Genomic DNA, 25,699 nt, shown 5'->3' with positions numbered 1-25,699 from the left:
CGAGGCGGAACGGAACGACGGGCCCAGGCCCGCCGCGCACAGCGGAAGTACCAGGGAGTTGGGGTGGACGTGAACACCGAGGGCCGGGACGGGCGCGCGGAGCGTGAGGACGGCGCGGGGGCGGCCGGTGGGCTCGACGCCGGTACGTACGAGGTGCTGCGCGACCGGCTGGCCGCGCAGGCCGCCGAGCTGGCCCGCGGCGCGGAGGCGCTGAACGCGCGGCGCGTGGAGACCTTCGGCTCCACCGAGCTGCGGCTCCTCGGCACCGAGCAGGTGCGCACCGAGCAGCGGTGCGTACCGTGCGACGTCGCCGCCGTCGGCGGGCGGCTCCTCCTCGGCTACACCACTCCGGACGGCGCGGGCACCGAGACCGCCGTCGAGGACGTCTTCGCGCTGCACACCCTGCGCCGTGAGGGCGACGGCGTCGCCCTCGAAGAGGCCGACGAGCAGGACCTCCCCGAACTGCTCCACGACTCCGCGTTCCGGCGGGAGTTCGGCGAGCTGCACCGCTACTACCGCGCCGCCGCCCTCCGCCGCCTGCGGCGCGTCGACGGCAAGCTCCTCGCCGTCTTCCGCACCGGCCCGAACCCCGGCGACCTGCGCGTCCTGCGCTGGCAGCTCGCCGCCGACGGCACGCCGCGCTACCTCGACGCGCGCGGCGAGCGCGACCACGCCCTCCCGCAGTCCCAGGACATCGAGTGGACCGCCACCACCCGCGACGACCACGTACTCGGCCGCCACCCGCACGTGGCGGTCGGCGGCGGGATCTACGTCTCCACCGTCGGCGGCGCCCTCACCGTCAAGACCGAGAACACCACCGAGTCCGCCGAGGGCCTCTACAGCGAGCCCGTCGAGGAGCCGCTCCAGTCGCTGGCCGACGCGGACATCGAGCACGCCCGCATCGGCCCGCTCGTGCTGCTGCGCGTACGCCCGTACAACGAGAGCGTTCAGCGCCACCTCGTGTACAACGCCACCACGCGCACCGTCGTACGGCTCGACGGCATCGGCCAGGCGTGCCTGCGCCTCCCCGACGACCAGGGCGTCATCTTCCCCGGCGGCTACTGCCTGGCCACCGGCGCGTCCCGCACCTTCGACGCCCTCGACACCGACGGCCTCGGCTTCGAGGGGGCCACCCCCTCGCCCAACGGCGAGGACGTCCTCTACGCCTTCCGCGACCCCGCCGACGGCCGCACCCTGCTGCTGTCCTACAACCTCATCCGCAAGGAGGTCGCCACCCCGCTGCTCTGCCACGGCTACGCGCTCTTCGACGACGGCACGCTGATCGCGCTGCGCGCCGGCTCCGACGGGCCGTCCCGCGTGCACGCCGTGCAGACCTGGCAGAGCCCGTACGTCTCCGAGACGTACGCCGCCGGGGCCGCGGGCACCGGGCCGCTGGAGCGGGTGGGCAACGCCGACCTGGTGCGCGGCGTCTCCGAGCTGCTGACCGTGGCGCGGACGGCCGCCGAGCCCACCGGCACGCGCGCCGGGTTCGAGGCCATCACCGACGCCTGCTCCCGGCTCACCGACCGCTTCCACTGGCTCGCCGACGACGCGCTGGGCGGCCTCCAGGAGCCCCTGGAGCGGGTGCGGGGCACCGCGGAGCAGGTGCTGGCGGAGTTCGACACCGTACAGAACCTCACCCAGCAGGCCGCCGACGCGCTCGGCGAGGCCGCGGCGCACCTCGCCTCGCTGGTGCGGCGCATCCGTGGCGAGGCGCCCCGCAGCGCCGACGCCTGGGTCGGGCAGCTCACCGAACTCCGGGGCTCCCAGGGCCGGTTGGAGACCCTGCGCGAGCTGCGGTACGCGGACGTCGAGCGGATCGACGCGCTGGCCGCCGAGGTGGCGGACGACATCGACGCCACCGCGCAGCGCGCCGTGGACTTCCTCCAGCAGGACGACGCGTTCGACGGGTACCAGGAGGACGTCGAGCGGCTGACCGCCGACGCGGAGGCCATCACCACCGTCGCCGGGGCCGCCCCGGTCGGCGAGCGCCTCGACGAGCGCACCGAGGGCCTCCAGATCCTCACCGAGGTCGTCGCGGGCCTCGACATCGGCGACGCGACCGTACGCACCTCCATCCTGGAGCGGATCGCCGAGGTGCTCGGCGGCGTCAACCGCGCCCGCGCCACCCTCGCCGCGCGCCGCCGCGAACTCCTCGACCACGAGGGGCGCGCCGAGTTCGCCGCCGAGTTCGCGCTGCTCGGGCAGGCCGTCACGGGCGCGCTGGCCGCCGCCGACACCCCCGAGGCGTGTGAGGAGCAACTGGCGCGCCTGCTCCTCCAGTTGGAGAACCTGGAAGCAAGGTTCGCCGAGTCCGACGACTTCCTCACCGAGCTGTCCGCCAAGCGCACCGACGTCTACGAGGCGTTCTCCTCCCGCAAGCAGACCCTCCAGGACGCCCGCGCCCGGCACGCCGAACGCCTCGCCGACTCCGCGAACCGGGTCCTGGAGACCATCAACCGGCGGGCCGCCACCCTCGCCGACCTCGACGCGGTCAACACCTACTTCGCGTCCGACCCCATGGTCGCCAAGGTCCGCCGCACCGCCGACGAACTGCGCGAACTCGGCGACGGCGTACGGGCCGACGAGCTCGACGGCCGGCTGAAGGCCGCCCGCCAGGAGGCCGGACGCGCCCTGCGCGACCGCGCCGACCTGTACCTCGACGGCGGCGAGACGATCCGGCTCGGCCGCCACCGCTTCGCCGTCAACACCCAGGCCCTCGACCTGACCCTCGTTCCGCACGGCGACACCCTCGCCTTCGCGCTGACCGGCACCGACTACCGCGCGCCGGTCACCGACCCCGGCTTCGCGGACACCCGCCCGTACTGGGACCAGCTCCTCCCCTCGGAGTCCGCCGACGTCTACCGCGCCGAACACCTCGCCGCGAAGATCCTCGCCGACCACGACCCGGCCACCCTGTACGGCGCGGGCCCCGACGAGCTGGCCGCCCTGGTGCGGACCGCCGCCGACGCCGCGTACGACGAGGGGTACGAGCGCGGCGTCCACGACCACGACGCCACCGCGATCCTCGGCGCGCTGCTCGCCCTGCACGCGGACGCGGGGCTGCTGCGCTACCCGGCGGCCGACCGCGCCGCCGCCCAGATCTTCTGGACGCACGGCCTGGACGGCGCGGCGCGCGAGCACTGGACGCTGCGCGTACGGTCGCTGGCGCGGGCCCGGGAGACGTTCGGGCTGGCCCCGGCCATCGCCGACCTGACGGCGGAACTGGCGGCGCAGGTCGACGCGTTCGGAGGGCGGGTCGATGCGTCGGTCGATGCGCACGGAGGGCAGGAAGAGGTTTCCGGCGCGCTCGCCGCCGAATACCTCTTCGAGGAGCTGGCGGCCGGGCCGGAAGGATTCGCGGCGTCCGGCGAGGCGCGGGCCCTGCTGGAGAAGTTCCGCAGGGCGAGCGGCGGCCCGGCGTACGACGAGGAGCTGCGGGCGCTGGCCGTCGCGCCCCTCGACGCCGCGCCCCTCGATGTCGTCTCGCTGGACGCCGCCTCGCTCGGCGCCGCGTCCCTCGACGCCCGGCGTCAGCTCGTAGCGGCGTGGCTGGGCTCGTACCTGGCCGGGAGCGGGGAGGACGTGCCGCCCGGCGTCGTGGCCGAGGCCGTGGCCATCGAGCTCTGCCCCGACGCGGCCCGCTACGACTCCGACGCCCGGCTCACGGCGCGGGTCGACGGCCTGCTCGGCGCCCACCCCCGGATCACCGGCCGCGGCCTCGACCTCCGCATCGACGAACTCCTCGCCCGTACCCGGGCGTTCCGCGACGAGCGGGTGCCCGGCTTCCGCGCGTACCAGCAGCGCCGCAACCGGCTCGTCGAGGCCGAGCGGTCCCGGCTGCGGGTGGACGAGTTCCGCCCCAAGGTGATGAGCGCCTTCGTCCGCAACCGCCTGCTGGACGAGGTCTACCTGCCGCTGATCGGCGGAAACCTCGCCAAGCAGCTCGGCGCGGCGGGCGACGCGAAGCGCACCGACAACAGCGGCCTGCTGCTGCTCATCTCCCCGCCGGGATACGGCAAGACGACCCTCATGGAGTACGTCGCCGACCGCCTCGGCCTGGCCCTCGTCAAGGTCAACGGCCCGTCCCTGGGGCACTCCGTCGCCTCGCTGGACCCGGCGCAGGCGCCCGACGCGACCGCGCGGCAGGAGGTCGAGAAGATCAACTTCGCGCTGGAGGCGGGCAGCAACACCCTCCTCTACCTGGACGATATCCAGCACACCTCGCCCGAACTGCTCCAGAAGTTCATCTCACTGTGCGACGCCCAGCGCCGCGTCGAAGGCGTCTGGAACGGCCGCACGCGCACCTACGACCTGCGCGGCAAGCGGTTCGCGGTGTGCATGGCCGGCAACCCCTACACCGAGTCCGGCGGGCTCTTCCGCATCCCCGACATGCTCGCCAACCGCGCCGACGTATGGAACCTCGGCGACGTGCTGTCCGGCAAGGACGACGTCTTCGCCCTCAGCTTCGTCGAGAACGCCCTGACCTCCAACCCGGTCCTGGCCCCCCTCGCGGCCCGCGAGCGGTCCGACCTCGACCTGCTGATCCGGCTGGCCCAGGGCGACACGGGGGTACGGCCCGACCGGCTGTCCCACCCGTACGCGCCGGCCGAGCTGGACCGCGTCCTCGCCGTACTGCGCCACCTGCTCACCGCCCGGCGCACGGTCCTCGCCGTCAACACCGCGTACATCGCGTCGGCGGCCCGTACGGACGCCAGCCGCACCGAGCCGCCGTTCCAGCTCCAGGGCTCGTACCGCAACATGAACAAGATCGTGGAGCGGATCGCGCCCGTCATGAACGACGCCGAACTGACCGCCGTCATCGACGACCACTACTCCGGCGAGGCCCAGACCCTGACCACCGGCGCCGAGGCGAACCTGTTGAAACTCGCCGAGCTGCGCGGCACCCTCGGCCCCGAACAGGCGGCGCGCTGGGCGGAGATCAAGACCTCGTACGTCCGTACGCAGGCCCTCGGCGGCGCGGACGAGGACCCGCGGGTCCGTACCCTCGCTGCGCTGGGGCTGCTCGCCGACCGCATCGCGGCGGTGGAGTCCGCGATCGTACGCGCGGCCGTTCCCCCGGCGGCGAGGCACCGGGGGAACGGGGCGGGGGAGCAGGGGGCGTAGGGGGCGTAGGGAGGGCCCTGGCAGGGGCCCCGGCCGGCCGCTCGTCACGGCTTGGCGTAGGCGAGGGGCTGGACGGGCTCCGCGGCGGGAGCGGCAGGGGCGGCGGCCTCCATGGCGGCCATCTTGGCGGCGACGCGGGCCCGGACCTTCTTGACGTAGCGGGCCGTGAAGATAGCGGGGACGACGAACCCGGCGGCCTTGCAGAAGATCTGGAGGGCGGACCCGGCGCCGAGCGCGGAGCAGGTGAACTCGCCGGCGGCGGAAAGGGTGAAGCCGACCGTCCACACCATGGTGATGACCGTGTTGATGCGGATGAAGTGCGGGGCGTTCCAGACCTCCTTGGGAGCGCTGCGGCGGGCGATCCCCAGCGTGAAGGGGTTCCGCAGGGCCAGGCTCGCCCAGCCGATGAGCGCCAGCCAGGCCGAGGAGATCGCGCTGTCGTGCTCATGGATCGAGGAGTGCGGGTGGGTGAAGGCGAGGACGGTCAGGCCCAGGGCGTAGAGGAGGGTTCCGAAGTCGAGGATCTGCGCGCTCGCTTCCACACCGGCCCGGCGCGCCTGCACCACCAGGTAGAGCGAGAAGACCAGGGCTGAAAGGGCGCCCAACTGCCAGTTGAAGACGGAGACACCGGCGTAGACGAGCCACGGGGCGAAATTGCGGAGATAGTTCATGAGAACGGGATTTCCTCTCGCGGGGCGGGGCGGGGGCCGGACCGGATACGGAGTGGTTTCTGATTTCCGCTGTTCCGGCTTTTCCTCTGCGGCGATCTCAAAATTACGGAAGCGGGGAAGAACTGTCGTGGGGTCAGCGCCGTATCTTGCGGGTGGAGAAGGCTCTCCACCCGACGTACACCGGGACCGGGACCGGGACCGGGACCGGGATCGGGATCGGGATCGGGATCGGGGCTGAGACCGGAGACGGGGCATGCGAAGAGAGCCGCACCGTCACGGGGACGGGCGGCTCTGGGGCGGTGCTGCGGGCGGGGCCGACGGGGCGGGGCCGGGGGAGTGGGGGCCGGTGGGGGCGGAGGAGTGGAGACCGGCGGGGGCGGGGCTGACGGGGACGCGTCAGCCTTGTCGCGGGGCCCCTTCGGACGGCAGAACGCTCAGCGCGTAGCGCACGGCTTCGGCGCGGGAGTGCAGGTCAGCCTTGGCGAAGAGGTTGTTGATGTGCGTCTTGACGGTGGCCTCGCTGATGACGAGGCGTGCGGCGATCTCGGGGTTGCGCAGCCCGTCGCCGATCAGGCGCAGCACCTCCCGCTCGCGCGCGGTGAGCATGGCGGCCTGCTCGGCGGCGGGCTTGGGCCGCCGGGTGGCGAGGGTGAGCAGCCGGCGCTGCACCTCGGGCGCGAGAACGGCCTGGCCGTGGCTGGCGCTCCGTACGGACTGGAGGATGGTGTCCCGGCCCGCGTCCTTGGTCAGATAGCCGCCGGCGCCGGCCTGTAGCGCGGCCAGAATCGATTCGTCGTCCTCGAAGGTGGTCAGGACGACCACCGTCGACTGCGGATTGGCGGCACGGATGCGTCCGGTGGCCTCGACGCCGTCCATGACCGGCATGTTGAGGTCCATGAGGACGACGTCGGGCCGGTGCTCGGCGACGGCCGCCACCGCCTCCTCGCCGTTGGTCGCCGTCGCCACCACGTCCACGTCGTCGTCGAGGTCGAGCATGACCGCCAACGCCTCGCGGACGGCCGTCTGATCGTCCACGACCACCAACTTGATACTGCTCACCTGGGCACCTCCAGCTTTACGGTCCACCCGCCCTGTGCGGTGTCCTCGATGTTGGGTCCGGCGCGGAGGGTACCGCCCACCAGGGCGGCGCGCTCGCGCATGCCGACCAGCCCCATCCCGGTGCCCTCGGTGCCGGCGCGCGGTACGGGGGCGCTCGCCGGCTCGTTGACGACGGTGAGGGAGACCGCGTCGGCGGTGAATTCGAGCGTCATCGAGCGGGGGGCTCCGGGCGCGTACTTCAAGGCGTTGGTCAGGGCTTCCTGCGCCACGCGCAGCGCCGTCTGCGCGGTTTCGACGGATACGGGCGCGGGCTCGCCGAGAACGTCGAAGGCGACCCCCTCGCCCTCGGCCATCAGCCGCAGGGCCTCCTCCAGCGGGAGGGTGTCCTCGCGCAGGGCGTGCACGGCGTGCCGGGTCTCGGCGATGCTGTCGACGGCCAGCGCCCTGGCCCGGCGGACGGCCACGAGGGCTTCCTCGGTGCGTTCCTTCTGGCTGAGGGCGTCGGCCATGTCGAGCTGGAGGGCGATGCCGGAGAGGGAGTGGCCGAGCACGTCGTGGATCTCGCGGGCTATGCGGCCCCGCTCCATGAGCTTGGCCATACGGGCCTCGGACTCGGTGGCGCGCTGCGCCTCGGCCGCCGCGAGCTGGGCGCTCTCCAGCGCTTCCCGCCGGTCCCGTTTCGAGATGCCCATATAGACGGGCAGGCCCACGGAGAGGGCCAGCCACCAGGGCCAGTAGTCGGGCGACGGGGAGAGCCGCTCGGCGATCCACACCGTCGCCGCGGCGCTGAACGCCCCCGCCAACGCCACACCGACGGCGGCGCGCCGGGAGGCCAGCTTCGCGCCCGCGGTGGCGGCGGCGGAGTAGGCGTAGAAGGGGGCCATGGTGCTGTGCGCGAGGGGGAGGAGCACGGCCGCCAGTACGGCGTACGTGCCCGCGAGCGCGACCTGCGCCCGCTGCGACAGCCGGGACCAGGAGAAGATCGCGGCGATGGAACACACCGCCACCACGACGAAGAGCGCGATGGCGAGGGGCGGGGCGACGAGGTGCACGCCGGGCATCTGGATCGCGGTCAGGATGGTCGCGGTCACGGCGGCGAAGGGCTGGGCGAGGTCGTCGCCGTTACGGGAGCCGAAACGAGAGCTGAAACGAGTGCTGAATCGGGAGCCGGATCGGGGACTCTTGGTCTCTGATCCGGTGCCGGTGGATGACACGAGGTGAACTCCCGACCTCAGCTGCGGCGGTGGTCTTGGCGGGAGTCGGCATCCCGAAGCGCGTCAAGCATAGAGGCGCGCCCTGAACCGCGCCCTGAACCGCGCCCTGAACCGCGGCCTTCGGAAGCGCCGCCGGACACCCCGCTGCCCGCGAAACGCTCCTGAAGGCTGTCGATGAAGGGCGAGGAGGTGTGCGGCTGCCCGTCCTTGCCGGCGGCCCACACGACACGGCTGTCGGTACGCACGGCCCGCCCCAGCACGACAAGGCCCTCGGCGAGCATGCCCACGCCCACCGTCAGCAGCAGACTGTTGCTCGCCGCGTCGGACATGTGCGAGTCGACGGCCCCGAGCACGAGGTTCGCCCCGATCTTCACCACGATATTCAGCACCCACAGCGCCACGGTCACCCAGGTGTAGCGCATGAACACCAGACCGTCCTGATTGGACAGCCGAATACTCATGCCGCGCAGCACCCCGAGAAGAATGCTGACCCCGGTAGTGGCGACCAGGAACACGATGGCGACCATATCGAGGTGGTGCCCCGACAAGTTGGACACCCCGACCAGCGAGAGCACGGCGGGAAGAATCAGCATCCGCTTGGCTTCGGCCGGCTCCCCCATCATCCGGCGAACCATGACGTAGCACACAGCGGCAATAATCAGAACTATCTCAACGGGCCCACTCATGGCGGTGCCTCCCAATGCGATCGATCTCCGTCAGCGACTCCTCAAAGCTAGATTTCAGCCCCTTCTTTTACGTGGGGCGGCTGCCGTAAATGCGGGTGGAGAAATCTCTCCACCCGGGGTGGGGGGAGGGGAGGGGTGCTGCTGGGTGGGGCGGTATTGCGCCCGGCCGGGTGCGGGTCTCGTCTCGGACCCTCCGGGTCCAAGGCGCCACCAGCGGGAGGGGAGGGGGCCGGGCTGCTGTCGGTTCGCGGCCCGTCGCCGTGCGCGTGGCTGAGGTCAGGGATGGCTCGCTGCGCTTTGCCTGCTGGTTGCTGCCGCGAAGTGGTCTCGGTGGGGTTTTCGGGTGGGGGCTGGGGGTGGGTTGCGGCCCAATGATCCGGCAGGGGTGGGGAGTGGGTGGCCTGGGTCCGTTCGCTGACCGTCGCCCGGTTCGGGTCGAGGTCAGGGAGGGCTCCGCTGCGCTGCGCGGCCGGACGCTGCCCCGTCGAGGGGTCTCGTTGGCTACCGGCAAGTAGGTAGGAGTTTCCATCAGGCAAAAGCGCCATACCGGGCGCGGAATCGGATGGAAACCCCAACCGGTTGCCCATTCAACCTGCCAGGCCGGGCATATCGGGCGCGCAGGCGTCGGAGGGGAGTTTCCACACCCTCACACCCCTCCCCTGCCTGCGGAAACCCTCCCCGGACAGCAACCACGACCAAGGCGCAGCGCAGCGAGCCGCACCCCCTGCCCATTGCCGTGGATCACAGGCCCAAGCCAAGAACTCACCCGCACCCGAAGACCCCTGCACCAACCCCATCGCGGCAGCAACCAGCGGGCAAAGCGCAGCAAGCCCTCCCTGACCCCAGCCGAGAACCCGCCCGCAGTCAGCGAACCGAGAGCAGCCCGGCCCCCTCCCCTCCCGCTGGTGGCGCCTTGGACCCGGAGGGTCCGAGACGAAACAAGCACCCACCCACCGGCAATACCGCCCCATCCAGCACCACACGCCCCACCCAGCAGCACCCCTCCCACCACCCCACCCCCCCACCACCAGAACTCCCCGCCCCCCGACCGGACCCGGGCTCGTCGACCGTAGGCCGGGAAAAGGTGAGCAACGGTGGCGCGAGGGCTCGCCGCGCCGGCTCCGGGCGTACCACCCGCAGCCGTCATGGCTGTTCGAGCTATTGCGGCCGACGCTGCGCGTAGGCCATGGCGACCTGCCCTCGGGCGGGCCAAAAGCGAGTACCGAATGATGCGAGTAATTGCTCATAATTATGCCCTGAGCTGCGGTGGAAGTGCCGGGACAGTAGCGCGCGGGCACCAGCCCCAGCCGATGTGCGCCTCGTCGCACAAGACCCGCACCCGCACCAGTACCCGCGCCCGCGCCGTCCCCGTCGGCATCCCGCAAGCTCTCCGCCCACCCACCCGACCCGAGTGAGCGAGCCCGATCATGGCGATTCAGAAACCCGATCCCGCGATTCCGACCCACGCCCCCACCGCTACCCCCACCCCCACCACACCCCCGCACCGCATCACTACCGCCGACGAACTGGAAGCGATCGTCGGGCGGGTGCCGGACATGGCGCGGTTGAAGGAGGTCGACGCACTCGACGACGGTTGTCGGCGCGTACTCGCCGCCTCCCCGATCGCGGGCTTCGGCTATCGCGACCGGCAAGGGCGCCCGCATACGACGATCGTCGGCGGCGCACCAGGGTTCGTCAGCGTCGAGTCGCCGCAGCGGATATCCCTCAACCTCCGGGGCCTCCCCTCCGACGACCAGGACCCCGACCCCGCTGCCAACAGCCCTGTCCCCACCCCCACCCCCACCCCCACCCCCACCCCCGCCCCCGGCAGCGGCGCGTCCTTCGTCTTCTTCCTCCCCGGCGTCGGCGAGACGCTGCGCCTCAACGGTTCCGTATCGACGTGCACCGCCGACAGGCTCGTCATCACCGTCGAAGAGGCGTACGTCCACTGCGCCAAGTCCGTCCTCCGCTCCGGCCTGTGGCGGAACCCGCGTCCGACACCCGCCGCCGAGCCGCCCCCGCAAACCACACCGGCAGCACCAACAGCACCAACAAACGCCCCCACCAAGGAGAACGCCCCACTGACCGACCCCGCCGTCGAAACCCTCCTGGCCTCCGCGCCCTTCCTCGTCGTGTCCTCCTGGGGCACCGGCGGGACGAGCGACACCAGCCCCCGGGGCGACACCCCCGGATTCGCGCACATCCTGGACGGCTCGACCCTGGCCATTCCCGACCGCAAGGGCAATCAGCGCACCGACACCTTCCACAACCTGCTGGCGGACGAGACCGTCTCGGTGGTGGTGCTCGTTCCCGGCCGTTCCGACGTGCTGCACCTGAGCGGCACCGCGTACCTGACCGATGAGCCGTCGCTGCTCGAACGGCTGACGTCCAGTGGCCAAGCCCCGCACGCGGCACTGCTCGTGAACGTCCAGCACGCGCACGTACAGGTGAACGACGCGCTCGAAGCGGCGCAGGTCTGGGAACGTTCCGCGCACGTGGACAGGGCCACGGTCCCCGACCTCATGGGCCTCGCCGCGCAGCACCTGGCCGCCAACCAGAGCGGCGGCGCGAAGGGGACGGTGGCGCGGCTGTTGGGGAAGCCGCTCCTCGCGTTCCCGAACCTGACCCGCCGCATGATCGACCTCGGCTACCGCCGGCAGCTCCGCGACGAGGGGCTCGCCGAAACAGACCAGGGGCAACCAAGCCGCCCCGCGCGCCCGAGCCTTCGGGCCGCCGCGCTCCTCGGCCACCTCCCGCCCGCCCTGGGCCAGGGCGTCCAGCGGCTGAGCCGCGCCCTGTCCGACTCGCTGGCGCGCCTGGCCGACACGCTGGAGGAGGCGGCCCAAGCCAACAGCGCACCGGGCGCAACAGGCACATCGGCCACACCCCGTACACCGAGCACACCGGCGACGAGCCTGAAGACCACCCCACGACACCCCAGGGACGTACGCGTCACCGACGTCATACGCGAGACCGCCGACGCCGTCACGCTGGTCCTGGAGGACGCGACCGGGGCGCCGTTCGAGTTCAAGCCGGGCCAGTACTTCACAGTGGGAGTCCCGGACGTTACGGGCGTGAGCCCCGCCAGCCGTTACGTACGGCGCTCGTACTCGGCATCCTCGGCCCCTGGATCGACCCGCCTCACCCTCACGGTCAAGCGCGTACAGGGCGGCCTGTGCTCGGTCCATCTCAATGAGGCCGCCAAGGTCGGCGACCGGTTCCAACTGCACGGCCCCTCGGGCGACTTCTGCGTGGCGAACCCGGGGTCGGTCGGCCCCGAACTCGTACTCCTCGCAGGCGGCAGCGGCATCACCCCGGTGATGAGCATCATCCGCACCGTACTGGCCACCACCGCGGCCACCCGCCTGACCCTGCTCTACGGCAACCGCGCCGAACCCGACATCATCTTCGCCGAGTCGCTGGCAGCCCTGCGCGCCGAGCACCCCGACAGGCTCACGGTCCGCCACGTACTCGCGGACCCGCCCGAGTCATGGACGGGCGGCACCGGGCTCCTGACCCCGGAGACCCTCCGCCGGGAACTGACCGCCCTGGCCCCGTCCCCGCAGGCCCACTTCTTCACCTGCGGCCCCGAGCCGATGCTGGCGGGCGTACGCGAGACCCTCGCCGCGCTCGGCGTGACACCGGACCGTACGCACGAAGAACGCTTCGCCCAGCCTCCCGCGGCAGCCGAACCGGCGGCCTCCGGCACCGACCACGCCGCCGAGCCCCCCCAACCCACCATGACCGTCCGAAACGGCCCCGAAAACCTCGGCACGGCCGATGCAGCCCCCGGCCAGTCGCTCCTGGAAGCGGGCCTGGACGCCGACCTGCCGATGCCGTTCTCGTGCACGGCCGGCAACTGCGGTGAATGCCGGGTGAAGCTCCTCAGCGGCGACGTGGAAATGTCCCAGCCCAACTGCCTGACCAAGCAGCAACGAGCCCAGGGCTACGTCCTGACCTGCGTATCCCGCTCCCTCGCCCCCACCACCATCGACATCAGCGACCCGGGACCCGCCTGAGGCGGTCACCCGCCGAGCACGACGGTTTCCCCCGAACCCGAACCCATGAACCGCCCCTCCTCAGCAATCCCACACCCCCACCCCCTGTCCCAGACCCCGTTCCGACTACCGCCCCAACTACCGTTCCGAAACTGCTGCGGACTCACCCCCCGAATCCGCTTGAAGGCCGCGCTCAGCGCGAAGGCCCCGCTGTAGCCGACGCGCCGAGCCGCCGTCTCCGGCACCCCATCGAGCGCGCCGCTCCAAGAGGACTTGTCTCCCACACAAAAGGCCGCTCCGCCTTCCCGTTCCCGGCCCGCACACCCCGCCGCCCGCCTTGCCGGTGCTGCCGATGACGAGTGTCTTCTCCGCGTTCTGAGTTATGAGCACAGTCAATTCCGCGCCGTAGAGCTAGAACATGGCCATAAAGCTCAACCCCATACGCACGCGTCTATGCGTGCGTCTCTGCGTACGTCGCGTACGTGTACGCGCTCGTCCAGAATGCCGCCGAGGGCCGGGCGTAGCGTCCAGGAACGTGCTCGGCACCTGTCAACGTGCGTGCACGCGTCCACGCCGCGACGGCGTCGGCGGCACGGGCCCGTGATCGGGAACCGTCCGGCACCAACGCTGTCCTGATGACTTTCCGTGGCCAGGGAGCGAGCCCCGAGCCCCGCACCTCACTGTCATGCATTGGCGCTTCGCCAGATACCTTCCGTGCACTGCTCATAGGTGAGCGATTTCCCTATTCGCCATGAGGCTGCCACTGGATGGACTGGCGAATTGCCGCGCGGGACCCCCACCACCACGTGAGGATGGACAGAACACCCAGAGCTGCCGCGGTGCCGGTGAGCATGCCGCTGGACAGTTCAATTCCATCAGCTGGCTTCTCCTGTGGTACTGCCAGCCATACTGCGGCGATGACGCTGGTGACGATCGCCGCGATCAATGGGGCGAGCAACCCCCAGGCCGCTGTCGAGTAGTAGATCTTCCGTTTCCCGGTGAGCACACTCAGCGGTGCAATCATGCGGCTGAACCGGAGAAACTCGGCGAGGTTGGCGAGTGCGACAGCCAGAGCGAGGATCAGTACACCCGGAACGCCGAGGAACATCACCCACCTGCCGTGAGCTGCTGAGAGGTTGGCGCCGATCAGCCAGCTCGCCCCGGGAGGATCGACGCTGGCTGTAGCAGCCGGCAACTCGTTCCGAAGCAATTGCTTGATTTGGTCTACGGGCAAGCTCTTGCCGTCAGCGGAGAACAGAAGGAAAGTGCCCTCCTTGCCGGCTGTCTTGTCCGAGAGCACCGTACCCTGCCGCACGTCGAAGCGGCCTGCGACGGGGCTGGTCCAGCGAACGGCTTCTGCTATCCGCTTGTCTGCGCCGTTCGACGTCGCTCTGGTGGTGCCCGAGGCACAGGGCAGTTTGACCGCCTGCAAGGCATGACACGGGCCTTGTAGTAGGACTGGGTCGTTGGAGCGCGGGTCTCTCGGTTGCTGCAAGGAAAGCGTTACGGCGATCGGTGGAAGGCGGTGGAGTACGGTCGATATCTGATTCCAAGTCAACCGGTCCGGACGTATATCCAATATCAGCACGGTGGTGCCGACTCGATTGGCCGTGGCCTGGGCGGCCCGGGCGGTCTCGCCGAACTGGAGTGAGGTTAGCTGTAATTGGCTCACCACCACCATGGCTATCCCTACACCCGCGACCAGGCGAGCTGTGACGCCTGGGTGGGTCGCAGCGTGCCGGCCGGCAACGAGTGTTCCGACACTGCCTGTGCGCCTTGTCGACTGTGCAAGTCGCCCTCCAATGGCGGCTGTGGCGACGGCTACGGCGCACGGTAGCGTTACCAGCACTGCAACCACACCTGTGTTGTAGAGCTTCATCCTGAGGTCGGAATGCTGAGCAGGATCCAGTTGAGCCGGGCCCCAAACGGTCGCGAAGACCAGCAATGGGGAGGCTAGGGCCGCCCAGCGGATGGCTTGACTGCTGCGGGCAGCCAGTCGGGTAGATCTCGTCTTCCGCCCTCTGCCTGTGCGGTGCAGCAGGCATACGAACAACAGGAGGGCAATGGCTGCCGCGACGCCGGTGAGCACCAACGCCCACCACCAGCGTTGCAGGTCTGCCGAGGAAATCCAGTAGTCGATCCAAGGGAGTCGGACATCCCCGGTGAACGCCACCAGGAGACCAGGGAACGTTCCTAGAACTGCACCAGCGCATACCGGAATTGCCGATTCACCGATGTTCAGCCATGCCCGGGCGCCCCAGCCGCCGCCGAGGGCACTGACCAAGGCCGTGCGTTTGTCCCTGCCGGTCGACCCCATCCGCACAGCAACCAGGGCTAGTACGCCGGCCGGCAGCAAGATCAGATATAGCGCGGGAAGGAGGCGTCCGCGGTCCTTGATGAACAGCAGATCACCGGAGGGAGCCGACTTCGGTCCACCGAAGCCGACAACCGGCAGCGCCGACTTCTTGTTCAGTCGCCCGTCACGAGGGTTGACGTAGGCATAGCGCTCACCTGGACTGGCCAGCCCCTCATCGCGGATCGAGCCGGCCACTCTGCCGAAACGGTCCGCCGCTCCCTCGGCCTTGAGAGTGCGTAACAACGCCGGCGAGAGCACAGCCTCGCCTGGAGCGGGCCAACGGTCGATCCCCGGAGGCAGCGGCGCCTTGTTCGACAGCGGACGGAGGTAGACGACGCTGTGCTGAAGGTCGTCCACTACGTCGAAGCCATTGATCGCCAAGGCAACCGGTTCACGACCGGGGAAGGCCTCCTGGTACTGAAGGCCCCGGGCCTCCGACCGCGAGTGGATGCCGTCGTAGGCAGCGTAGACCGCTGCAACGGATGAAAGTCCCAGAGCCAGGGTCGCTGCCGCCAAAAGTAACGCCACCGTGCGAATTTGACCGCCGCCGACTCGCCGACCCGACGCCCGGCCCATTCGCCAAAGCTGTCGCCGAAGGCTGGATCTGCTCATGCCTGAGCCCCCATGCCGCGCTGCACGAGTGTGGCGCCTACGAGTTCCCAGCACTGATCTGCCCGATCAGCGACTATCGCGTCATGTGTGACGACTACCAGCGCGCACCCCCAGCGCTTTGGTACAGAGAAGAGCAGATCCGCAACGCTGTCCCGGGCAACCGAGTCGAGTGCCCCGGTCGGCTCGTCGGCCAGGAGCACGGTCGGCTCATTGACCAGCGCTCGTGCGACGGCTGCACGCTGGCGTTCGCCGCCGGAGAGGCGCCCGGTCGGTACCCCCTGATACGGCACTCCAAGTTCCTCCAGCAAAGCCTCGGAGCGTGCGTAAGCTTGCTGTGCGTCGATCCCGCCGAGCAGTGCCGCCAATGCGACGTTCTCTACAGGAGTCAGCTCCGGCAGTAGTTCCCCGAACTGGAAAACCACTCCGATGTGACTGCTCCGATGCCGCTCCAGCCGCCGTTGCCTCATGCGGGAAAGATTGGCGCCGGCCACTTCCACCGACCCGGCGGACGGGCGAATGAGCCCCAGAGCGCAACTGAGCAGGGTGCTCTTGCCACTACCGCTCGGCCCCACTACAGCCACGGACTCGCCGGCAGAAACCTGAAGGTTCACAGCCTCCAACAGCACCCGGTCAGCGACCTCATATCCGAGGCCATGAATCGCCAACGCCGGTCTGTCCCCTGACATCTTGCCCATCTCCTGGCCCACCGCACCTTCCCCGCTTGTTCATCCGGCCCGAAACGCGAGTGGAGGGGCGGCAGCTGCGCCACCGCCCCTCCACCGTTCTGATTCTCAGTTGAATCAATCCGGCGGCAGGGATTTCAAGCCGCCAGACGACGCTCTACTGCCGGTAGGCCCAGCTGCCGCACTTGTCATCGTTGTCCGGAACCCAGTTGCAGGACCGGAGCTGGGTGACGGTGCTTCCCACGCCGCTGTACTGGGTCGTACCCGGGCCGCTCGCGTTCCACAGGTGATACGTGTCGCCGCCGCCGGCGGCACGCTTGTAGTCCGCGTGGGACCTGCCGTTGGCCTTCTGGTTCTGCGCGACCTTGGTGTTGGTCCCGTACGAGTAGGTGTAGGCCGCACGCCGTCAGCCGAGCACGACGGTCTGTCCCGATGCGGTGAATTGCTTGGCAGACTGCGCATGACTGCCCTTGCGGTACTGCTGCGGACTCACCCCCCGAATCCGCTTGAAGGCCGCGCTCAGCGCGAAGGCCCCGCTGTAGCCGACGCGCCGAGCCGCCGTCTCAATCGTCGTCTCCGGCTCGCGCAGCAGATCGGCGGCGAGGGAGACCCGCCAGTCGGCGAGGTAGGCCATGGGCGGGCGGCCGACCAACTGAGTGAAACGGCGCGCGAGCCCGGCGCGGGAGACACCGACGGAGTCCGCGAGCGAGGCCACCGTCCATGCGGTGGCGGGCTGTTCGTGCAGCAACCGCAGCGCCGGCCCGACGACAGGATCGGCCTGCGCGCTGTACCAACCGGGCGCCCCCGAACCCGGCGCGGCCAGCCAGGCGCGCAGCACATCGACGAGCAGGAGGTCCAGCAGCCGGTCGAGCACCAGCCCCTGACCGATCTCGTCCTTGCCGATCTCATCGGCGAGAAGCCGCACCAACGGACTGTCCCCTGAGCCCGCCCCCGCCCCCGTTCCCGCAGGCCGTACGAGCAGCGCGGGCAGCGTGCCCAGCAACCGCCGCCCGACCTCGCCGGGCGCCTGGTACGTACCGCTGAGCATGACGGACGACCCCGCCCGCTCCTCCTCTCCCCAGGTCCGTACGCCCAGCGCCGTACTCTCCGTGACGTCCTTCCCATCCACCACGGTGCTGCACCGCTGATCAGGCCCGACGACGATCTGTACGGGCGTCCCAGGCCGGTCGGCGATGGTGTAGGCGTCGGGCCCCCGCAGCAGAGCGACGTCACCGGGGCGCAGCAACTGGGGCGGGGCGTGCTCCGGGGACACCCACGCGTCGCCGCGCACCATGGTCACCACGGAGATCGGTGCGCCGTCCTCGATCCGGATGGACCACGGCGGATTGAGGACCGTCTTCATCATGAACGCGTCGCGGGCTTTGGGTCCGTCGAGCAGGCAGGCCATCGTGTCCACGTCTGCACCTTAGGCATGGGTACGGAGCGGCGGCGGCCGTCATCGTCGCGGGGAGGACCAGGCTCCGCCGGCCGCCGCGTCGCGCGCGTAGTCGGAGAAGTCGCGGGGCGCGCGCCCCAGTACCTCCTCGACGCCGTGCACGAGGTGAGCGTTACGAGCGTCGGTGATCAATGCGAACAGGTCGGCGAACTCGGCAGGGGCCCCGTTCTCCGCCAGGGCGGCGCGGTACTCGTCGAGCGTGACCGGGACGTAGTCGATCCGCCGGCCCGTGGCCTTCGACAATTCGTCGGCCACATCCCGGAAACTCAGCAGCCGGGGCCCGGACAACTCATACGTTTTGCCGACGTGCCGCCCGGTATCGGTGAGCGCGGCCACCACCACGTCGGCGATGTCGTCGGCGTCCACGAACGGTTCGACGGCCTCTCCGGTCGGCAGCACGATCTCGCCGCCGAGCACCGCGTCCAGGAAGAAGCCCTCGTCGAAGTTCTGGTTGAACCAGCCGGCCCGTACGACCGTCCAGTCCGCACCGGACTCCTTGAGCCTCTCCTCACTGACCTGGGCACCCTCCTCGCCCCGCCCGGAAAGCAGCACCAACCGCCGCGCTCCCCGTTCCACCGCGACCCGCGAGAACTCCCCGACGGCCTCGGCCGCCCCCGGAAAGCCGAGGTCCGGGAAGTACGTCACGTAAACGCTCCGCACGCCTTCCAGCGCGGGGCCCCAGGAGGACGGGTCCTCCCACACGAAAGGCCGATCCGCCCTCCGGCTCCCGATCCGCACCTCGCACCCCCGGGCGACCAGCTGCTCCGCGACCCGCCGCCCGGTCTTGCCGGTACCGCCGATGACGAGTGTCTTTCCCTCAACTGCCGGTGTGTTCTCCGCGTTCTGATTCATGAGCCCAGTCAATTCCACCCCGCTGAGCCGGAACATGGCCGCGAAGCTCAATCCCATACGCGTACGTCCACACCCTTGGCGGCCTCCGTGCTCGCGGACCAGGGGGTGTTACTGGCGGTAGCGGAGGGATGTGGCCCCATCGACTGCCTTCCCGGACCCGCGTCCCCCCGGCGACCCGCGCCGCGTCAGCGGAGCAGCAGAGCGGCATCCCACGGCAGCGCGCCGACGGGTGCGGACGGGTTCTGGGCGAAGTGGAGTGCGAGGGCGACGCCTGCCGCCCCGTCGAGGAACCCGGGCCGGTGCACCGTGGCGGGGCCGACGGGAGCGGCCGCCGGCCATAGGAATGGGTGGTCCGGGTCGGCGGCCCGTACCAGGGCGTCGGTCAACTCGCCGACCCGGTCTGCCAGTTCCTCGCCGCCGGGTTCGCGGGCCATCAGGGTGACCACGGTGGTCAGCCCCGCCACACCGTGGCAGAGGGTGGCGTCGCCGTAGCCGAGCGCCCCGAGCGGCTGGTCGCAGGCGGCGGTGATGGCTGCCACTGCCTGCTGGTTCCACTCGGGCTCGGCCAGGGCGAGGGCGGCCAGTTGGAGGGAACGGGCGACGCCGGGCGTCCCGTAGCACCACCCGGCGCGGACCTTGCCCAGGTCGGGGCGGTCTCCGGCGGCCGCCGCCAGTTCCGCGTTGAGGGTGACGATGTTCGGCCAGCCGGTGCCGTCCGCGCTGCGGCGGGCGAGCAGCCATTCGGCGATGTCGCGGATGGCCCGCTCCTGGCCGGGGACTCGTACGCCCGCGTCGTAGGCCACGGACAGCAGGGCGAGCGGCCCGGGGATGCCGTGCGCGAGACCGGTGTTGAAGTGGCCCCCGGGGATGCCGTCCGGTTCGCTGATCAGGATCGGGTCGGCGGTCCACCAGCCGGGCACGCTCCGTCCGTCGGCGTTGGTGACGGGGCGGGTGAGAGCGACGAGGTGGGCGAGGACGAGTTCCGTGGTGGCGCGGTGTTCGGGTCCGGCGGCGAGCAGCACCCTGCCCAGTCCGGAGAGCCCGGCTATGACGTCGTAGCCGGCCATACGGGCCCCCGCCGTCCCGGCCGCGATCCGGGGCGCGTCCTGATCGACCAGCTTCCGGGCGACCACCGCGACCTGCTCGTCGAGCTTGGTGAGGAGCCCCGCGTACTCGCCCGGCCTGGTGACGGCGGTCCGGGCGGCGAACGCGACGGCGGGCAGGCCCAGATACAGACCTTCGTGCGCGGGCCTGCGCACCGCGGTGACCGCCGCTGACAGGTGGGCGTACGCCGTACGCGCGTACTCGGGCGAGCCGTGGGCCAGTGCCGCGAAGAGGAGGCCGACTCCGGCGTGTCCGTCCGCGAGGGACTGCGGGTGCCACAGCGAGCGCGTCTCGTCCAGCTCGGGGTGCTCGGAGGCCGTCACCTGCGCCGCGAGCGCCGCCGGATCGGAGAGTCGCTGTGCGAGGAGTGCGACGACGTCGTCCGTCATGAACGTGCCCTTTCCCGGTCGAGGTGCGCCTGGACGGCGCCGCGGGCCACGGCGAGCGCCTGGGCCTCGGCCGTGCGGTCGGCGCCGAGCCGACGGTTGCAGTGCATGTGGACCAGGGAGGCGAGGACCGTGTCGGGGGAGACGCTCAGGGTGCCCCGCTCCTCCGCTTCCCGTACGAGACGCCCGAATCGCCGCGGCGCCGCCCCGTAGGACGCGCCCGATGTGTCCGTTGAGCCCGGTGCATTCGATAGGTCCAATGGGTCCAATGGGTCCGGGGCGCCGTCGGGCGTGATCCGTGCGAGTGCGGCGGCGCGCCGCGCGGCGAACGCCTTGTGATGCTTTTCGCGCTTGGGGTAGGTGGCGGTGAGCCAGTGCCGCCAGTCGCCGCCGTAGCCGTGGTGGAAGGACCGGACGAGGTGCGCCACGTCGTGCGCCGCCGACAGGATGCGGTCGTCTGCCGGGGCGGCGAGCCGCTCCAGGACCAGCAGGCTGTCCGCGTGGAACACCTCCTCGGCCGCGTTCAGGAGTGCCGTACCGCCGTAGCGTTCCGTCTCGGGGGCGTAGCTGTCGATCCGCAGGCCTCGCGCGAGCCCGGCGTCGGCCAACTCCGCGGCCAGGTCGTGCAGTCGGGGCAGAACGAGTCCGTTGAGCAGTTCCGGTTTCCCGTGCAGCCGTAGCCGCAGATGGGGGTGCGGGTCCGCGTACCGGATGAAGAACCAGCGGTCGACGCCGCCCGGCGTGTCCGGCGACGTCTCCGGCGACATCTCCGGCGACGTGTCCGCCGATGCGGACAGCGATGAGGACAGCGATGAGGACGGTGATCCGGCCAGCGATGAAGGCAGCTCGGTGAGGAAGCGCCGGAGCGGCCCGGTCAGGAGTTCGTCCTGGCGCTCGGCGGAGGAGTAGAGCGTCGCGTAGAGCCAGGGGCCTCCGGGCGGGATCTCGCCGGTTCCGTGGCGGACGGTCGCTCCGGAGGCGCGGGCGATCGTGGCGGCCTTGGCTGGTCGGCGCACGGCGCCCTGAGCTCGACACGGCGTCAGTGTCACGACGGCCTCGACGTCGTGGGCCCCGCCCGGACCGTGCAGCCAGCCGCCGTCCACGTCCTGTCCGGTGGGCGGTTCGTGGACCAGGGCGACGCCCCGACGTTCGCACTCGCGCCGCAGGATCTCCCGGTGCGCGGGGACGGTGAGGTTGAGGGGGATGCGGTGATCGCCGAGGGCGAGCTGGACGTGGTCCGGTACGCCCCACAGCGCGCGCCATTCGTCGAGCGGCGGGTTCGTGGCGTCGAGGCGCCAGCGGGCCGGACTCAGGACCGTGCGGCCGGTACGTACGGCGGGCAGGAACGGCAGGTCGTCGGCGGCGCCCCAGTCCCACATGCGCCACTGCCTGCGGCCGAACGCGGCGGCCTCGATGAGGAAGCGCACGGCGTTGGGCGCGGCCAGCTCGCGGTTGAGTACGTGGAGCGCGGAGGGCGTCACTTCGCGGCCGAGCGCGGCCGAGGCGATCCGGAAGCCCTCGGAGTCGGCCGATACCAGAACGTCGTCGAGCGTGAGGTCCGTGACGCCGGGCGCGGCCGGTCCGGGGTGGGCCCCGACGACGAGCCGGCCGTCCAGCCAGCTCGGCACCTGGGCCACGTTGGCGTGCCGATGGTGCGCCGCCTGGTGGTGGACCTGGACGGGCAGCCGTCCGGTGCCCTCCCGGGCGGCCCGTACGGTCCGGCGCAACGCCTCGGCCTGTGCGGGCGGCAAGAGGTGGGCGAACCGGCCCATGAGCCCGCCGGAAGCGGTGGCCGCTCCGTTCAGGGCCAGGGTGAAGTCGCCCCGGTCCACGGCGGTCGCCGACTCCGCGGCGATCTGCACGGTGAGCTCCAGCGGAGGCGGCACCGTGGTGTCGGTGTCGGAGGTGTCGGCGGTGTCGCGGTCGGCGTCCTCGAACCTGCTCAGCCACTCCTCGCCGAGGACCGCCTCCCGTACGCCGCGCGCCTGCGCTTCGGCGGCGAGCCCGAGGAGCAGGCGCTGCCGTGCCGCGCCGATGGGGAGCGGGTCGGGGGCGGGCCGGTGGCTCGGCGGCAGCCGGTAGCCGGCCGGGGCGCCGAGGCCGATGTCCGGATCGAGGAGTTCCTTGACGGGTACGAAGCGCCCGAGTCCGTAGCGCTCCACGAACTCCTGGTGGTACGCGCTGAGCCGGCCCGGCCCCGGGGGCGAGAGCCGCCACAGCGCGGCGGCGGCCTGCTCGATCTCGCGCGCGACGTCCCGCGACAGTACGACGGTCCCGTCGAGGCGCAGGTCGACCTGGAAGGAGTGGGCGGGCGCCGTCGGCGACGCGGCGGCGCTTCCGGACTGGATGGACGCGGCCGTCCCAAGAGCCGTGCGCCAGGCGGGGGTTCCGGCCCCGAGAGGGGTGTCGCCGTAGTCGGCGAGGGCCGAGCGCAGCGCGGCGACCTGCCCGGCGGCGACCTGCCCGGCGGCGGCCTGTCCGGCGGCGGCCTGTCCGGCGGCGGCCTGTCCGGCGGCGGCCTGTCCGGCGGCGGTCGAACCGGCCGGGAGGAGTCGCTCGACGTGCGCCAGCGGGTCGGTGGTGTCCAGGGGCGGTCGCAGATCCGTCAGCAGTACTTCGGCCGCGATGAGTTGGGCGATGAGGCCGCGTACGGCCCCGTCGGGCGCCCCGGGGAAGTCCGCTTCGACGTGCCGGACGAGTTCGCCGTACGGGAGCGGGCGGGCGGTCGCCTCGACCGCGGACCGTACGACCGGGGTGTACTTGAGGGTTCGCGTCTTCGGGAGGCCGTCGTCGGCCGGGGAGTCGCCTGAGGCGGCGGACTGGAGACGGGCGCCGTCGGGGGCGAACGGCAGCACCAGGCGCCCGCCCCGTACGAAGCAGAGCCCGTTCGCCACGATGCTCAGCCCCGGGAGCACCGCGGGGTCACGTTCCCACGCGGCGACCCGCTGGGAGAGCCAACTCGCGTCGGGCCGGGCCGCCTTGTGCCCCTCGCCGGTCAGTTCGCCCTTGGTGGTGTCGCCGAAGGAGCCCCACAGGACGCCCGCCATGAGACCGAACGGCGTGGGACGGGACGCGGCCCTGAGCCGGTAGCGCGTCACGGCCCGCAGCGCTTTGCGCAGGTCCGAGGCCGCCACCGTACGCCCCGAGAGCGCGGCGTCGGCGGTGCGGGCGAGCGAGGGGCTGGAGACCTCGACCGCTTCCCTGAACCGGTCGTCGGCGAGCGCCCCGACCAGGCGGGCGCGGAGCACCTCAGGGCTCTGCGCGTTGTTCTCGGTGTCCCACCAGGTCGCGCGTACCTCGTCCCGCGCGAGCAGCGGCGCCCGCAGGAGCATTCCGTCCGCGCAGCGGAACAGCGGTTCCGCGCTCTGGCCACCCCGCATGCCTTAACACCCCATTACTGGCTGCACTGTGAAACAAACTGAGGAGCTCTTCGTCGGTCGGATCGCCGAGTAATGCGGTCACAGTAACCGTGCAAGCTCTTTCCCAACACCCCTTGACTCCGTTGGCCGTTCATACCTAGATTCCGCCATGGCCGCCAAAGGGCGGCGTACTTGACAGGCAGGGAGGAATTCTTATGCCCGAGAACCTGGTCCAGGACCTCTTCGACATCGACCTCACCGAGACGGCCATCCAGGACATCGCGCCCGGGTCCGGGGAGATGGCCATATCCGCCGAAGGCACCTGCTTCCGCACCTGCACGACCTGCGCCCTCTGCTGACGCGGGCAGTTTGAAGGGCCGGCCCCGGCGGTGTCACCCGCCGCCGGGGCCGGCCTTGCCGTGCTTCACCGGGCAGCGTTTCTCGGGAGCCCATGGAATCCCGTTTACCAGACCTTTGAATCGCCTTTGAATTCCGACCGGTGGTCGCGGCAGATGAATTGACCCCCCGCCCGCATTGACGTGCTCAATTCAATATTCGGTTTTCTCTCGGTCGAGCTGCCCACCGGTACATCGCACAAACCTGCCCCGCACCGCAATTTCCACGCTTCTCCCGTCGCGGGGACGCGGGGAGCGGAAACCGCTGCGGCGCGGCTCGCCCGTACGGCCCGACCGCTGCGGATACGACCGATTCCTGAACGAGATCATCAAGCGGCCGTCCCGGATGCGCCGGGTACCGGTCCGCCGCTGTGCGACTACAGCGCGGCCGCAGCGGACTCCGGTGCATGGGGGGGCTCCGGTGCGTGGGGGACACATCCACGCCCCAGCGCGACCGCACACGAAGCCGCGGGTTCGGGACGAAGTCCCCGGCGGCGGCGCCGGATTCGACCGCCACAGGGCGTCGGTGCTGCAGTGCTGGGGCAGGCGCCTACGCAGGGCCTTCCGCGGTGCGGCGGAGGCGTTCGAGCCAGGAGTCGAGGGACTGACCGAGCGCCTTCCGCAGGTTCTCCGTGTCGGCATCGACCGGGGCGCCCGCCCAGGACTCCTCGTTGCGCACCTGCGTTTCGTCGCCGTGGGCCTCGAAACGCCACTCGTGGATGGCGGTGATGCCGTGGGCGGTACCGCCCCACAGGATGCGCTCGGGGGCCTCGACGGCGTAGACGGTGGAGCCGATGGTCAGGCCGGCGCTGGTCCAGTGGAAGGTGCTGCCGGGTGCCACGGGGCCGTCGATCCGGGCGGATCCGATGTCGGTCTGCCAGCGAGGCCAGGCGTCGATGTCGGTGTGCAGCTGCCATACCCGCTTGATGGGGGCGGCGATGCGGATGCTGTGCCGGGAGATCACCGGGGCGGTCTCGTCGATACCGCTGGGGGTGGGCTCGGAGTGGGTCATGACTCCTCCTCGGTACTGAAAGTTGGAACCTTAGAGATAAGGTAACGCATTCATTAGAAGCTGTAACACCATCGAAAGGGGGCGTCAAAGGGTCCCCGGCGACTTCGGGCTTCGGGCTGCGCCCCGTCCCGGGCCGGCCTTTGGCGTCAGGCCGCCTCAGCAGGGCTGGACTGCGCGGGAGCGGAACCTTCTGGGCGATGAGCCACGACGCGTGCGTGTGGCGCAGGTCGTGGATGCGCGGCTTTGTGGCGATGCCGCGCCACCCTTCAGGCGGTTGATGCAGCGTTCGACGGTGTTGCGCTGCTTGTCCGCCTCACGGTCGAAGGCCGGTGGTCCGCCGCCCGCCTGTCCGCGCTGCCGCCGGTTGGCCTGCTGGTCGGCCTGCTGGTCGGCGCGTTCCGGGAGCACCGCGCGGATGTCGCGTCTGCGCAGGTGGCCGCGGACCGCGTGGGAGGAGTACGCCTTGTCGCCCAGGCCCAGGCCCAGGCCCAGGACCAGGACCAGGACCAGGACCAGGACCAGGACCAGGACCAGGTCCGGTCTGGTGCGGGGCCGTCCAGAAGGGCGAGGAACGCGCAGGCGGGCCCTGACGTCCGTGAAGGCGGGTGCGTCGCCGGCCTGACCGGCGGTGAGGACGAACGCCAGTGGTCGGCACCGGCCGTCGGCCGCGAGGTGGATCTTCGTGGTCAGTCCACCGCGGGACCGGCCGATGGCGTGATCGTCCGGCTC

Annotated in this window: 14 protein-coding genes and 2 pseudogenes; 3 read left to right on the top strand and 13 right to left on the bottom strand. The window is 71.0% G+C overall.

What is annotated here, in order from left to right; all coding sequences use genetic code 11:
• Window positions 1-153 precede the first annotated feature (153 nt).
• Entirely contained in the window at window positions 154-5,127 is a 4,974-nt protein-coding gene (locus tag AB0I22_RS28915; protein ID WP_363133959.1) for a DNA repair ATPase, read from the top strand.
• Between the two features lie 44 nt (window positions 5,128-5,171).
• On the opposite strand, the gene AB0I22_RS28910 is transcribed toward AB0I22_RS28915, so the two are convergent.
• The 4 genes from AB0I22_RS28910 to AB0I22_RS28895 form a co-directional block, all read right to left on the bottom strand.
• Window positions 5,172-5,798 carry a hypothetical protein gene (locus AB0I22_RS28910; RefSeq protein WP_363133884.1) on the bottom strand — a complete coding sequence of 209 codons (627 nt, stop codon included), beginning with the start codon at window positions 5,796-5,798 and terminating at the stop codon, window positions 5,172-5,174.
• Window positions 5,799-6,194: 396 nt separating this feature from the next.
• Complete coding sequence (locus AB0I22_RS28905) at window positions 6,195-6,857, bottom strand: response regulator transcription factor (protein WP_363133883.1); 663 nt, start codon at window positions 6,855-6,857, stop codon at window positions 6,195-6,197.
• Entirely contained in the window at window positions 6,854-7,948 is a 1,095-nt protein-coding gene (locus tag AB0I22_RS28900; RefSeq protein WP_363133882.1) for a histidine kinase, read from the bottom strand. Before AB0I22_RS28900 ends, AB0I22_RS28905 begins: the two co-directional genes overlap by 4 nt.
• Window positions 7,949-8,088: 140 nt before the next feature.
• Complete coding sequence (locus AB0I22_RS28895; RefSeq protein ID WP_363133881.1) at window positions 8,089-8,718, bottom strand: DUF1453 domain-containing protein; 630 nt, start codon at window positions 8,716-8,718, stop codon at window positions 8,089-8,091.
• 1,466 nt (window positions 8,719-10,184) lie between these two features.
• On the opposite strand from AB0I22_RS28895, the gene AB0I22_RS28890 reads away from it, so the two are divergent.
• Window positions 10,185-12,776: a 2Fe-2S iron-sulfur cluster-binding protein gene (locus AB0I22_RS28890; RefSeq protein WP_363133880.1), complete on the top strand. Its 2,592-nt coding sequence runs from the start codon at window positions 10,185-10,187 to the stop codon at window positions 12,774-12,776.
• A 5-nt stretch (window positions 12,777-12,781) separates the two neighbouring features.
• On the opposite strand, the pseudogene AB0I22_RS28885 reads toward AB0I22_RS28890, so the two are convergent.
• From AB0I22_RS28885 to AB0I22_RS28855, 7 genes and pseudogenes are all read right to left on the bottom strand, one after another.
• Window positions 12,782-12,985: pseudogene (locus AB0I22_RS28885) on the bottom strand (hypothetical protein); the annotation flags it as partial.
• Between the two features lie 512 nt (window positions 12,986-13,497).
• Complete coding sequence (locus AB0I22_RS28880) at window positions 13,498-15,639, bottom strand: hypothetical protein (protein WP_363133879.1); 2,142 nt, start codon at window positions 15,637-15,639, stop codon at window positions 13,498-13,500.
• A gap of 80 nt (window positions 15,640-15,719) precedes the next feature.
• Window positions 15,720-16,409 (bottom strand): ABC transporter ATP-binding protein, encoded by a 690-nt coding sequence (locus tag AB0I22_RS28875; protein ID WP_363133958.1) that lies wholly within the window; start codon window positions 16,407-16,409, stop codon window positions 15,720-15,722.
• Between the two features lie 403 nt (window positions 16,410-16,812).
• Entirely contained in the window at window positions 16,813-17,823 is a 1,011-nt protein-coding gene (locus AB0I22_RS28870; protein WP_363133878.1) for an AraC family transcriptional regulator, read from the bottom strand.
• A 39-nt stretch (window positions 17,824-17,862) separates the two neighbouring features.
• A complete protein-coding gene (locus AB0I22_RS28865; RefSeq protein ID WP_363133877.1) occupies window positions 17,863-18,714 on the bottom strand; it encodes an NmrA family NAD(P)-binding protein in 852 nt (283 codons plus the stop codon).
• A 185-nt stretch (window positions 18,715-18,899) separates the two neighbouring features.
• Entirely contained in the window at window positions 18,900-20,207 is a 1,308-nt protein-coding gene (locus AB0I22_RS28860) for a lanthionine synthetase C family protein (protein WP_363133876.1), read from the bottom strand.
• Window positions 20,204-23,584, bottom strand: a complete 3,381-nt coding sequence (locus tag AB0I22_RS28855; RefSeq protein ID WP_363133875.1) for a lantibiotic dehydratase — start codon at window positions 23,582-23,584, stop codon at window positions 20,204-20,206. The genes AB0I22_RS28860 and AB0I22_RS28855 overlap by 4 nt, the downstream gene beginning before the upstream one ends.
• Before the next feature lie 194 nt (window positions 23,585-23,778).
• Here AB0I22_RS28855 and AB0I22_RS28850 point away from each other — a divergent pair, with 194 nt between their 5' ends.
• Complete coding sequence (locus AB0I22_RS28850) at window positions 23,779-23,922, top strand: hypothetical protein (protein ID WP_363133874.1); 144 nt, start codon at window positions 23,779-23,781, stop codon at window positions 23,920-23,922.
• Window positions 23,923-24,508: 586 nt separating this feature from the next.
• On the opposite strand, the gene AB0I22_RS28845 is transcribed toward AB0I22_RS28850, so the two are convergent.
• Together AB0I22_RS28845 and AB0I22_RS28840 are read right to left on the bottom strand one after the other, a co-directional pair.
• Window positions 24,509-24,970: an SRPBCC family protein gene (locus AB0I22_RS28845; protein ID WP_363133873.1), complete on the bottom strand. Its 462-nt coding sequence runs from the start codon at window positions 24,968-24,970 to the stop codon at window positions 24,509-24,511.
• Between the two features lie 241 nt (window positions 24,971-25,211).
• Window positions 25,212-25,681, bottom strand: a pseudogene (locus tag AB0I22_RS28840) (transposase); the annotation flags it as partial.
• Window positions 25,682-25,699: the final 18 nt, after the last annotated feature.

Origin of the sequence: Streptomyces sp. NPDC050610, assembly GCF_040654875.1 — a bacterium.
Lineage (GTDB): Bacteria > Actinomycetota > Actinomycetes > Streptomycetales > Streptomycetaceae > Streptomyces.
This window is presented reverse-complemented; position numbering and strand designations above follow the sequence as displayed.

What these genes read in the sequence shown, in the direction of transcription:
- AB0I22_RS28910 (WP_363133884.1), bottom strand. Translation starts at nt 5,798, where the DNA reads ATGAACTATCTCCGCAATTTCGCCCCGTGGCTCGTCTACGCCGGTGTC.
- AB0I22_RS28890 (WP_363133880.1), top strand. Translation starts at nt 10,185, where the DNA reads ATGGCGATTCAGAAACCCGATCCCGCGATTCCGACCCACGCCCCCACC.
- AB0I22_RS28875 (WP_363133958.1), bottom strand. Translation starts at nt 16,409, where the DNA reads ATGTCAGGGGACAGACCGGCGTTGGCGATTCATGGCCTCGGATATGAG.
- AB0I22_RS28865 (WP_363133877.1), bottom strand. Translation starts at nt 18,714, where the DNA reads ATGAATCAGAACGCGGAGAACACACCGGCAGTTGAGGGAAAGACACTC.
- AB0I22_RS28860 (WP_363133876.1), bottom strand. Translation starts at nt 20,207, where the DNA reads ATGACGGACGACGTCGTCGCACTCCTCGCACAGCGACTCTCCGATCCG.
- AB0I22_RS28855 (WP_363133875.1), bottom strand. Translation starts at nt 23,584, where the DNA reads ATGCGGGGTGGCCAGAGCGCGGAACCGCTGTTCCGCTGCGCGGACGGA.
- AB0I22_RS28850 (WP_363133874.1), top strand. Translation starts at nt 23,779, where the DNA reads ATGCCCGAGAACCTGGTCCAGGACCTCTTCGACATCGACCTCACCGAG.
- AB0I22_RS28845 (WP_363133873.1), bottom strand. Translation starts at nt 24,970, where the DNA reads ATGACCCACTCCGAGCCCACCCCCAGCGGTATCGACGAGACCGCCCCG.